The organism is Pedobacter sp. GW460-11-11-14-TSB4 (genome assembly GCF_059423705.1).
Window position 1 is genome coordinate 208,889 of record NZ_JBWKYI010000003.1, and the last position, 12,102, is coordinate 220,990.

Here is a 12,102-nt window from a genome sequence, read left to right on the forward strand (position 1 = left end):
AGCTTTTTTCTTAAAAATCAAATTTTACCCTGGCCCTTATTCCCCATTCCGAAACTTCCGGATTATTGAGGTAGTTGAACCGTTTCACCAGATCGACCCTCAATAATTTAAAGATGTTACCTACACCAACACTGCCTTCCATATAGGGTTCGTTGCCCAAAGCATAAGTTCGCTGTGCGCCATTTTCGTAAACCGGCAATTGATATAATCCTGACTGAAAATTCGGATTGTTTTCATTTCGCAGACCGCCGTATAGTGCTTTAAACGACACTACTTCTCTTAATTTCAATCGTTTAATTAAGGGCACTTTATTAAAAAAGAAGCCGTTAAAATTGTGGTCTATATTAATGCTCACATAATGATCGCTCACAAACTCCAGGAAGTTCATTAGGTTATACGAATTAAGCTGATAGGCATAAGTTTGGTTGGCGCGGTGTATAGCCAATAAAGGGAAAGGCACTTTTCCGGCAATATAGCTACCTTCGAAAGTCACATCGCTATAGCCTAACTGTGATAAATAGAAACGTTTATCGATGCTTCCCATTAAGTTATGGTAATTGTATTCGCCGCCAAAAACACCCTTTAAACCTGCGGTATAACGTAAATTAAATACGGGATAACGGTCGGCAATGGGTACACGATAAATTTTGCCCTGATAAAATTTTTCGTTTGGTGCGTATCTTAATTGTAAAGAAATTTCACTGGTGCTTAACCTGTTAACAGATTGATTATTCGAGTTGATATAGTTCAATCCACCGGCAGGCGTTTGACTCCATTTTTTAAAACCAAGGTTATAAGAAAAGTGATTTTCGAACTCTTTTACATAATCCAAACGGTAAAAATCGTTGTACAACAACATATCGTTTACCCCACGTTTAAACGAAAGCAGAAAATTATCTTCCTGTACAAACTGAAGCTCTTGTCCAGGTATTTTGGTATCGCGTTGAAAACTGGCCCTCACGTAGTTCTGAGGAAATTCGTAGATCGATTTATTGTTCAGCGAATAAGTTCCGGAAAGGAAAAACTTCCATTTTTCATCTTTAATCCCGTAGGCTAAATAATTTTCGAAATAATAGCGTTTGCTGAGCTCGGGCGTTGTTCGGCCACCCACACGCAGCCTTAAACCTTCTACATTGTTAAAACTGTAAAAGGTATTTACGGGGCCAATTTCGTAAGGGCCTAAGTTCTGATAACCGGCAAATAAAAGGGTAACGATTTTCATTGTCCGTTTGAAGGATGGGAGGTTTTGCAGGGTATCGATATTGCCATAAATTTTCAGCTGGTTTTTCGAAATGCTATCCAACCTGTTTTTCTCCCAGAATTTATCGTCCTTTTTAGCAGCATCGGCTAATACGACAGTACTTTTCCCCTCAAAAATGGTATCGGGCAAAACCGTATCGAACTGGTAATTTTTAAAGGTAACGGTACGTTCGCCGGTAAAACCAATGCCTTTTGTTTTGCCAATCCCAAAATCGGCCAATAGGTTACTTTTGCTTAAACTGTATTTGCCTTTATCGTTTGCTTCAAAATCAAGGTCGATTTTTAGCGCACGCACAAAGTTGAGGTTAATGTTTTTATTCACCCCAAATGAAGCGCCGGTAATCGCATAATGGCTATCATTGGTTACATAAATCTTTCCCTCAAATAACATATCATTTGTATTCCGGGGCGTAAAAGACAGCTCAATAACCTGAGGTTTTTGATTTTTTAGTGTATCGGTAATAAAAAACTTATAAAAAGCAGGTGCACCATCTGCAATCGGGCTTAAAAATTCGTTACTGATGACCGAGATGTTGTTTTTATAGATATCGATATCCTGGTACATCCGATCGAAATAGGTTTTCAATCCTTTATTATCAATATACCGGCTGTCAAATTGAACCTGTTTTTCACCAATTACGATGGTTTTGTTCTTTTCGGGATTTTTACTCAGGTAGCTATCCGAAAGTTTTTCCTGAATATAAACCGGCAAAAGGTTTTTCCCACCAATCAAGGTCGAATCCTGCTCCTGAAATAAAAACTGATAATTCCGGAACATTCTTTTGTTCTTAAACTTATCCGAAACATTGCTCAGCGAGAACAACATCTTCTCATATTGTCTGAAGGATGCTGTATTATAACTTTTAATGCGGTTTTCTTCTTTATGGGCAATCACCTGGCGGATCAATTCGACCGCCGGATTATCCTTATTGCGGTATTTTATCTTTTTACCACCCACAATAACCACTTCATCCAGGGCCCTCGAATCGGGAACCAGGGCAACATCAAGCTCCTGTGTTGCAGCTGCCATTATATTTTTAAAAACAGTCCGATAACCCACATAATTAAAACTGATTTCACCTTGAGGATCGGGAGAAACCAGTGTGTACTTTCCGTTTATATCGGTCTGTATCCCGATCCTGGTATCTTTAAAAAAAACGGAAACGTTGGGCAGTGTTTCTTTGGTTACGGCATCGCGCACTGTACCAGATACTGTTGTCCTTTGGGCAAAGGCATTTACCTGCAAAATAAAACTGAGCAACACGAGGAGAAAAAATGAATAGATCGGTTTCATTTAACTTGTAAAAATAAACTGCTTTTGCATGATATAATTGTAGCTTAACCCGGTTAAAACCGAGCTAAACACCTTCGCGAGTACGTAATTGAGATTAAAAAAACGAGTGAGGATAAACACCCCTGCGGTTACGATGATCAGGTTGCCTGCCCATACCAAAATGTATTTCAATAGCTGCCATTTAATAGCTTTTGACTCACTTTCGAAAACCCATTTCCGGTTTACGTAAAAATTAACAAGCCCACCGCTAACCGTACCGCTTATACTTGCCGCCAGATACCACCAGCCAAAAAGATTTACGGCAATGATCGTCACACCGAAATCTGTAGCCGAGGCGACTAGAGATGATGCCTGTGCTTTTAGGTAAGTGAACATCATGGATTAAAACAGTGCTAAAACCACCACCAGCTGGAGAATCACATTTGCGTAAATGCCAGCCAGCACATCATCGGCCATCACGCCCCAACCACCTGGCAATTCTTCCATTTTACGGATATAAAAGGGTTTAAGTATATCAAAAAACCTAAAAAGAACAAGTCCGATAAGCGTATATTGCCATTTTAAAGGCACAAATAACAGGGTAATACACATTCCCGCTACTTCATCGATCACCACCCTTTGATGGTCTTTTCCCCAAATTTCTTCCACCCGATCGGCACTCATTATCCCCAACATCACGATAAACATGGTGATCAGTACCGGCCATAAATATGGGTTACTATAAGGGCTCTGGGAAAGGTGCCAGCAGATACAGGTTGCTATTGCAGCATATGTACCGGCACCTTTGCCGATATAACCTATTCCCAGAGCCGTTGAAAGAAATTTGTGGATAAACACTATACCGTTTCTATCAGTTCTTCTTCATAATCCTGACCTAAATGGGTAATCAATTCTTCGCCCATGATGTAACGTAAGGTATTCTGAAGTTTTATCAATTGTTTAAAAATGTCGTTTTCTGCAGGTACACCCGGAATTGTTTGTGGCGATTTCAGGTAGAATGACAACCATTCCTGAATGCCCGATAGGTTTGCACGTTTAGCCAGATCGATAAACAAAGCCAGATCCAATACAATTGGTGCGGCTAAAATGGAATCGCGGCAAAGGAAATTGATTTTGATCTGCATTTTATAACCTAACCAGCCGAAAATATCGATGTTATCCCAGCTTTCTTTGTTATCACCGTGCGGCGGATAATAGTTGATCCTGATTTTGTGGTACATATCGCCATACAAATCAGGGTTAACTTCTGGTTTAAAGATATCTTCCAATACCCCCAGTTTTGATACTTCTTTGGTCTTAAAGTTATCCGGATCATCCAATACCAAACCATCTCGGTTACCCAAAATATTATCAGAGAACCAACCATTTACGCCTAACGAACGTGCCGCTAAACCAGGCGCTAAAATGGTTTTCATTAAAGTTTGACCGGTTTTAAAATCTTTACCCGCAATTGGGGTATCGGTTTCTTTAGCCAGTTCGATTAAGGCAGGAATATCAACCGTTAAGTTTGGTGCACCGTTAGCGAAAGGAATTCCTAATTTTAATGCAGCATAGGCATAAATCATACTTGGTGCAATACGCGAATCGTTGTCTCTTAAACCTTGCTCAAAGGCAGCTAATGATTCGTGCACCTCAGATGGTTCGAAATAAATTTCGGTAGAACCACACCAAACCAATACGATACGATCGCAATTGTTTTCTGCTTTGAAGTTTTTAATATCCTCCATTACGGCTAAAGCCAGTTCGTAACGGTTATCGATATCTTTTACATATTTTCCATCCAGGTTTTTTACGTAATTTCTGTCGAAAGCCGCACGCATTGGTTTAATGGCCTGCAGTTCTTCACGCACATCGCGCAAAAGGTTAGCATCTAATACACGGGCATTCATTGCCGCTTCGTAAACGTTATCTTCGTACACATCCCAGCCACCAAATACCAGATCCTCAAGACCAGCCAGCGGCACAAAATCTTTAATTTTTGGTTGTTTATTCTCCGTTCTTTTGCCCAAACGGATGGTTCCCATCTGTGTTAACGAACCGATCGGTTTCGATATTCCTTTTTTAATTGCAGCAACGCCGGCAATCATGGTTGTTGCTACAGCACCTAATCCCGGCATTAATATTCCCAGCTTGCCTTCAGCTGCTTTTACTTGTTGTTTCATTCTATTTTATTTAAAATCTTATAACCAATTGTTTTTACGGTACCAGTTTATGGTTTCATTCAGTCCTTGTTCCAATCCGAACTGGGGTACAAAACCAAAGTCGTTCTGAATATTTTTAATATCACAGCCCCAATTGAGGGCGGTGAGTTCTTTTATCTTATCTACATTTAAGGCGGGTATTTTATTGAATACGCCATACAACCTTTCCATCGACCAGGCAAGGCCCTTGATCATTTGCACAGGTACATTCAAGGTCAATGTTTTTTTGTTTAAAGCCTTCCGCACATGGGCTGCCAGTGCAGAACGGTTATAAACTGCCCCGTCTGAAATGTTATAACTTTTGCCAACCACATCAGATGCGAGTGCTTTTATAATGATATCGGCCAGATCGGTGGCGTATACAAAGCTCAGTTCCTGTTCCTGCTTACCGATGTACAGCTCAAACCCTGCTTTAATCGTTTTAATCAATATGAAAATGTCTTTCTCCCGCGGACCGTAAACGGCTGTTGGTCTGAAGGTAATTAAGGGCAGATTCTGAATCTGAGCCAAATAGGTCTCGGCAAGTGCTTTGCTGATCCCATAATTGGTTACCGGATTTGATGCCCCTTTATCGGTCAGTTTTTCATTTTTTTGATTTAAAGGTCCCAGAGCGGCCAAACTGCTGATAAATACAAATTTCTTAATCGGGTGTTCTGATTTCGAAGCTGCCAGCGCCAGATTTCGGGTATAAATGGCGTTTACCTGATTGTAATCATCGAGTTTTTTCGCCTTGGTTACCGCAGCGGCATGCACGATATAATCGTATTTTTTTTCTTCTATGTTTTCTTTTAACAGGTATATCGAAGAAAGATCAAGATCTACGTAATTAATCTGAAAATCTTTAAGATGATCTGCAGCAGCTGACCGGCGCACATTTGCATAGACTTCCAGATCGCTGGCTAAAGCAGCTTTAATCAGGTGATAGCCCACAAATCCGGTTGCTCCTGTTATCAATACCCGCTTTTTCATATCGTTTTCTCCAAAATCCTGTATTTGCGGTATAACTTCCCGCCAATATCTTCAATGGGTTTATTGATCAGGTCGTTATGATCTAAAGTCCAGCTGGCCTCTGCATATTTCATATTTTTAGCCTTGAAATGTTTGATGATACGGCCGTAAAGACAGGCCTCAATGCCCATTTTTCGGTAACCATCGACCACGCCAAGCAATAAAATACGGATGCCGTCAATTTTCTTTTTATTGGCTAAAAGTTTGATTAATCCTGTAGGAAACAACCTGCCGCGTTTAATTTTGATCAGGATCTGGTTGATATCGGGTATAGCCAGTGCAAACCCCACGATCTTGCCATGCTGCTCGGCCAGGATGCAAAATTCAGGATCGAGGATCAGTTTTAAATCGTTCGCCGTATAGTCGAATTCTTTATCTGTCATGGGCACAAAACCAAGGTTTTTATCCCATGCTTTATTGTACACCTCTCTTACCGCGTTGCATTCCTCCCTGAATTTCTTCATGTTGATTTTTCGGAGTACAATATCATTCCGGAGCAGCCGTTCTTCTATCCTATCCAGCAGTTTAACCGATCTTTCGCTATAATTCCCTGCGGTATAACGGTAGGCCCTTAAATCGACATTTTTCTGGAAACCCGTTTGCTCCAGAAGCGACAGATAATATTGGGCGTTGTAAGGCATCATGGCTACAGGCGGTCCGTCGAAACCTTCAATCAGTAAGCCGCATACCTCATTGGTAGAGAAATTTACCGGACCTAAAACTTTCGTCAATCCCCGATCTGATAACCAATCCTGTACTGCGTTTAAAAGCGCCTGCGCAACTTTCACATCATTAATACAATCGAAAAAACCAAAGAAACCATCATGCCCGCCGTAAACCTTATTGTGGTTGGTATTGTTAATTGCAGCAATCCGGCCCACTATTTTACCCTCATCATAAAGCAAAAAAAGCTGGATTTCCGAATGTTCGTAAAAAGGATGTTTACCCGGGGTAAGCAAATCGCGCTGGGCAATAAATAACTCAGGAACATAGTTTACATCATCCGCATACAATTGGTGCGGAAAATCAACAAAGGACTTTAATGCTTTTTTACCAGAAACCTTTACCAGTTCTCTCATGATTGGCTTCCTACTAATTCTACGTTAACGGCCTTAAAAGCTGCACTTAGTTTGGCGATGGCCGATTCAATCTGCTCGAAAGTATGCGTGGCCATTAAAGAAAACCTGATCAAAGACGAATCGGAAGGCACTGCCGGCGAAACAACCGGATTTACAAATACCCCATTTTGCTGAAGGATATTGGTAATCATAAAGGTTTTGATGTTATCGCGGATGTAAACGGGAATAATCGGACTATTGCTGTGCCCGATATCGAAACCGGCCTCGAGCAAAAGTTTTTTCGCATATTCTGTATTGGCCCAAAGTTTATCTATCCGTTCTGGCTCCGATTCGATAATATCTAATGCAGCAATTACACTTGCCACAGCAGATGGCGGCATACTTGCGCTGAACATGAGTGAGCGGGCGCGGTGTTTGATATATTCGATGGTTTCGGTACTGCCAGCAATAAAACCGCCTAATGAGGCCAGCGATTTGCTAAAAGTGCCCATAATCAGGTCTACATCCTCCGTGAGATTAAAATGTGATGCTGTTCCCGACCCATTAAAGCCAATTACGCCAAGGCTATGTGCATCATCCATCATGATATTGGCGCCAAATTCGTTGGCAATGTCTACCATTTCAGGAAGGTTAACTAAATCGCCTTCCATACTGAAAATACCATCTGAAACAATCAATTTGGCCGAATCTTCCGGTAACCGGCTTAATTTGCGGCGTAAATCTTGCATATCGTTGTGGGCATACTTAATCGTCCGCGAAAAGGCTAAACGGCTACCATCAATAATAGAGGCATGATCGTATTCATCCAGCAACAGGTAATCGTTACGATCCAATAAACAAGATATTACCCCCAGGTTAACCTGAAAACCCGTGCTAAAAAGTACTGCAGCTTCTTTACCTACATACTCGGCCAACCGGTTTTCCAATTCGAGGTGAATATCGAGCGAACCGTTCAGAAACCTCGATCCTGCACAGCCGGTTCCATATTTTTCGATGGCTGCTTTGGCGGCTTCTTTTATTTTGGGATGATTGGTTAAGCCTAAATAGGAGTTTGAACCAAACATGAGTACCTTTTTTCCATTGATCACCACCTCGGTATCCTGGCCAGATTCTATCGACCTGAAATAAGGATACAATCCCTTTTCTTTTATCACCGCCGCATCCTTAAAAGAGGCAATTCTATCTTGTAATTTTTTACGCATGCTGAACACTTATATTCTTCAGTTTTTTAAAACCCTGTTCTGAAAATTTGGTCTGCACCCGAATACTATTTGTAGATATTAAAATCAACGATATAGATTAAGGCCGCATTAACCGAACGATTTGATAACACAATTTTAACGCGGAATTGAAGCCAAAAAAAGGTTCAAATGTGGGATATATTGGTCAAAAAGTTGGATTGGTAAAATGTGACATTCAGATGAATTGACTAATTGACATTCTGACTTTTATTATAAAATAGTAAAAAGGTTAAAAACAGCCAAAAAAGCATTAAAAACAACATAAATACCTGTATTTAAGCATAATACAGCAATACAATTTCTTAATCAAAAACACAAAAATCAATCAGAAATTAGTCATTTTAAAAAAATGTTCTTGCAAAACTGATCCCGAACATTACATTTGCCATAGCAAAATCCGACAGATAAAGGGCGAAAAACTATCCGTAAAAGGGTGGCTAAAATTGTGGTGCAAAAGATGATCGAATCTGTTAAGAAATTATTAAAAAACGCTGAACGATTTTATGCAACAAGAGTTACTCAATAAAACTTTTTCAGAAAAAAACCATGAGGAAGCGCTTTCTTTAAATGATGGATTGATGGCAAAAATCCACCATAGCAGCGATCCGCATTATTGCAGTTCGGAACCTTTCCGCGTATCGAGTTATGCTTTAATTCTGATCACCAAGGGAAAGATGAACCTTCGGATAAATTTTGTGGAGCATGTATTAAACCAGAGGGATATTCTACTCATTTTTCCACATGCCGTTTATGAGATTAAGGATAACAGCGATGTTTCTTTCATCAGCATCCATTTCAACAAAAGTTATTTAAAAACCAAAGGGGTATTCTTTAACAGCGGAGAAGCTTACCGGATGTTCCAGAACGACCCCACGCATAAATTTTCATTGTCAAAAGAGGAATATACATTCATTTATTATGATATGCTTGCCCTGCACAAAAAGCTGAATGTATCGAAAGATACCCCGCAGATTAAAAACATTGTGCATAATAGCTTTCTGGAACTGCTTTATGACCTCTTTCTGCTAAAAAACAAACAGAAAGATGCCTTACCTTTTGTTCACGATAGCAGGACAGAACTCACCAATCGTTTTTTATCACTGGTATCAGAAAACTTTAAGAAGGAAAAACGTGTAATTTATTATGCCAATTGTTTACGCATTACGCCAAGGCATTTATCGCAGGTGGTTAAACAGGTAACCGATAGAACGGCGGGTGCAATTATTGATGAAATGGTGATCAGAGAAGCGAAACTACTGTTAACCAGCCATGTAATGAACATCTCGGAGGTTGCCATGGAGCTGCGCTTTAGCAACTCCTCTTTTTTTGGCAAGTATTTTAAAAAACAGACGGGCATTACCCCGTCTGAATATAAATTATCGAATAATATCGCGGTATAGACCGATGAATTGTTGTTATGACTGAAGTCAAGCCGATTTAAGCATTTGTTTAATGTTCCAGAGGAACTCATTTGGAGGAGAAATCTTTCAATATCGACTTCTATACTCCACAGTGCCACTCTCAATGACATATTCCAAAAATCGGCGTCATCTCGACCGGAGCAACGCGCAGTGGAGAGATCTTTGGACTATATTGACAGATCTCTCCACTACGGTCGAGATGACGATTCATTGTAAATCTGTCAGCTAACTTCTTTGTTGCAACCTACCTATTTACGTCGAGTTTTTTACCGGCCAGATCTTCCCATCTGTAAAAATGAAAGGTCTTATCATCGCTCATGGCCACCAGCAACCCGTGTTTAAAATCGTTATTTAGAGGAACTGAAACTACATCAATACCATCTGTTTGATTAGCGGAATACTTAATGGTGGTTAACAGCGGGTGTGGCCGGGCAGTATTGGCTTTAGCCACCCGATCGTACACTTTTAACTGTTTAGCGCCCTGATCGGATACGATGATATAACCTTTATTTCCTGATGTTTTATAAATAGCGATTCCTTCATTGTCGACAGCAAAATCGCCTTGTCCGAATAGCGCCAATTCTGTATTCCCTTTGGCCGGATCAGCGTAATATTTACGCACACCAACCTGCTCATCGCAATAGTAAACATAACCCAGTTCGTTATCTACAGCAATGGCTTCTATTTCCTTTTTGCCACTATACTGGCCAAATTTCCTCACCAAATCTGCTTTAACATTACCTTTTCCATCATCAGTCAACAGGTATTGCCAAAGGTAACTTCCGTTTTTAGGTCCTGTTTTACGGCCAACAATGGCATAGATTTTTCCACTCGGATCGGTATACATCGAAATTCCCATCAAATCGCGGTACTCTGCACCAGTTTCGCCTACAAAAACCGCAATTCCACCATTATCGATGGCTTTCATATCGGGAAGAGAAAATATCCGCAGTTGATGCGTGTAACGTTCTGTTGTAACTGCAATATCTGTCTTTTTCCCGGCCAGTTGCAAACCATAAGCAATATCAACATTATCTGGTCGTTTTAAACCCTTTACCGTTTTTGATTTAATGATTTTACCTTTCAGGTCGAAAACATACAGGCCACCACTGCTATCTTTATCCGTACCGATCACCAAAGACTGCGCTGGATCATTCGGATTTACCCAGATCGCAGGATCATCGGTATCAAAATCGACAGGATCAGATACATACAGGGGTTTTACTGCTGTATCATTTCCGCTTGGTGTACCTCCATTACAAGAAATGGCCAGGCTTAAAACCACAAAAGCGGCAAGGTTTAATATATTGTTGTGCTTCATTTTATATTTTAGTTCCGTATGCACCAACAAATGTTGATGGTGAAGGTGAGACATAGGTGATACCATTTTTCATTATAATTCCAGTCTGGTGATGGCGGCTAAAGTTAGTGATACCTTTACCCAAGGCTGGTGAGTTGCCCTGCAGGTGGAAATCCCATGCGGTATTAAAATCGGCATTCGTCACGGCTGTATTTAAAGGATAATTCACAAATTTAGGATCATTTGCACCGGCAACATTGCTAATGACATCGTTTTTACCGCCCACAATATCGCCAGTTGGCTGAAACTGATTTACTGTGGTCTGGTCGAAACCATAATACCAGTTATTGCTGTAAACAGAACGGCTGTCTTCAGGTTTTTTCGGATCTCTTTTCACACCAAAACGGGTATTGGCAAAAAGATTATTGTACAGATCGGCACGAACCGTACTTTCCAGCCAGATCGATCCGCCTTTCGCCGTTGGCCTTCTCCAGCCCGTATTTACCATGGTATTGTTATAGGCAATAATATAGGCTTGTGGTGTTTTATCTCCGGTGTTAGATAATTTTAAAGCATTGGTATTGGTGCTATAAACCAGGTTATAAGCCACATCTGCCAAACAGCCCGATTTAAAGTTCATGGCCTCTCCTCCTGTTACTCCAGTAGTATAAAACACATTATTGGCAAAAATGATTCTTCCACCTTCAATATAAGTACAATCTTCCTGAAAATTTCTGATGGTACTATTTTGAACCACCAATCTGCCCCTGGCATTGGCAAACCAAAGGGCGGGTAAACTTTCGCCGGCAACAGCTTTGTACAAGCCCATTTTTACCGAAGTAGAAGCATCGGAAGTTTTAGCACCGCCATATTCGAGAATGACATGATCGAGCACCAGTTCCTCACATGTCGGACCAGCTAAAATACCACCCCAAAGTTTACCAAACTTGGTCAATGGCGTTTTGTAAAAATCATTTACGGTAAATTTGATGGGGTTCTCTGTGGTGCCCAAAGCATACAGATTACCTTTTATAATCATTTCGGGTTTCGCAACCGTATCCATCAGTACCGTTACGCCTTCTTCAATAGTGAGCGTTTTCCCTTCCGGAATGACAATATCACCTTTAATGACCTGTGTACTGCCTTTAGCCCAAACCCCTGAAACTTCGCCAATTGCCGAACCATCAACAGCGGTGGTATCGACATCGATATTGGCTTTTTCACATCCTATTAAGGTCAGCGCCATCAGGATCATCAATTTAAAAATCTGATTCGATTTCATGTCTTTGTATCTTTAA

General features: G+C 40.6%; 10 protein-coding genes. 1 reads left to right on the forward strand and 9 read right to left on the reverse strand.

Features of this window, described 5'->3' with window-relative positions; translation table 11 throughout:
• Positions 1-10: 10 nt before the first annotated feature.
• The 7 genes from AC07YT_RS05385 to spt are packed head-to-tail and all read right to left on the reverse strand — an operon-like array spanning position 11 to position 8,044.
• Positions 11-2,554, reverse strand: coding sequence for a DUF5686 and carboxypeptidase-like regulatory domain-containing protein (locus AC07YT_RS05385; protein WP_086547172.1), 2,544 nt, complete (start codon positions 2,552-2,554; stop codon positions 11-13).
• Positions 2,555-2,932 carry a GtrA family protein gene (locus AC07YT_RS05390; RefSeq protein ID WP_086547173.1) on the reverse strand — a complete coding sequence of 126 codons (378 nt, stop codon included), beginning with the start codon at positions 2,930-2,932 and terminating at the stop codon, positions 2,555-2,557.
• A gap of 3 nt (positions 2,933-2,935) precedes the next feature.
• Entirely contained in the window at positions 2,936-3,391 is a 456-nt protein-coding gene (locus tag AC07YT_RS05395; protein WP_494945199.1) for a phosphatidylglycerophosphatase A family protein, read from the reverse strand.
• Positions 3,391-4,716: an inositol-3-phosphate synthase gene (locus AC07YT_RS05400; protein ID WP_086547175.1), complete on the reverse strand. Its 1,326-nt coding sequence runs from the start codon at positions 4,714-4,716 to the stop codon at positions 3,391-3,393. The genes AC07YT_RS05395 and AC07YT_RS05400 overlap by 1 nt, the downstream gene beginning before the upstream one ends.
• A gap of 18 nt (positions 4,717-4,734) precedes the next feature.
• Positions 4,735-5,724: an NAD-dependent epimerase/dehydratase family protein gene (locus AC07YT_RS05405; RefSeq protein WP_086547176.1), complete on the reverse strand. Its 990-nt coding sequence runs from the start codon at positions 5,722-5,724 to the stop codon at positions 4,735-4,737.
• Positions 5,721-6,842 (reverse strand): hypothetical protein, encoded by a 1,122-nt coding sequence (locus AC07YT_RS05410; RefSeq protein ID WP_086547177.1) that lies wholly within the window; start codon positions 6,840-6,842, stop codon positions 5,721-5,723. Before AC07YT_RS05410 ends, AC07YT_RS05405 begins: the two co-directional genes overlap by 4 nt.
• Positions 6,839-8,044, reverse strand: a complete 1,206-nt coding sequence (gene spt, locus AC07YT_RS05415; RefSeq protein WP_086547178.1) for a serine palmitoyltransferase — start codon at positions 8,042-8,044, stop codon at positions 6,839-6,841. The genes AC07YT_RS05410 and spt overlap by 4 nt, the downstream gene beginning before the upstream one ends.
• Before the next feature lie 542 nt (positions 8,045-8,586).
• On the opposite strand from spt, the gene AC07YT_RS05420 reads away from it, so the two are divergent.
• A complete protein-coding gene (locus AC07YT_RS05420; protein ID WP_086547179.1) occupies positions 8,587-9,483 on the forward strand; it encodes a helix-turn-helix domain-containing protein in 897 nt (298 codons plus the stop codon).
• Between the two features lie 265 nt (positions 9,484-9,748).
• Here AC07YT_RS05420 and AC07YT_RS05425 read toward each other — a convergent pair whose 3' ends face one another.
• On the reverse strand, positions 9,749-10,825 hold the full coding sequence (locus AC07YT_RS05425) for a phytase (RefSeq protein WP_086547180.1): 1,077 nt from the start codon (positions 10,823-10,825) through the stop codon (positions 9,749-9,751).
• A 1-nt stretch (position 10,826) separates the two neighbouring features.
• Positions 10,827-12,086 carry a hypothetical protein gene (locus tag AC07YT_RS05430; protein ID WP_086547181.1) on the reverse strand — a complete coding sequence of 420 codons (1,260 nt, stop codon included), beginning with the start codon at positions 12,084-12,086 and terminating at the stop codon, positions 10,827-10,829.
• Positions 12,087-12,102: the final 16 nt, after the last annotated feature.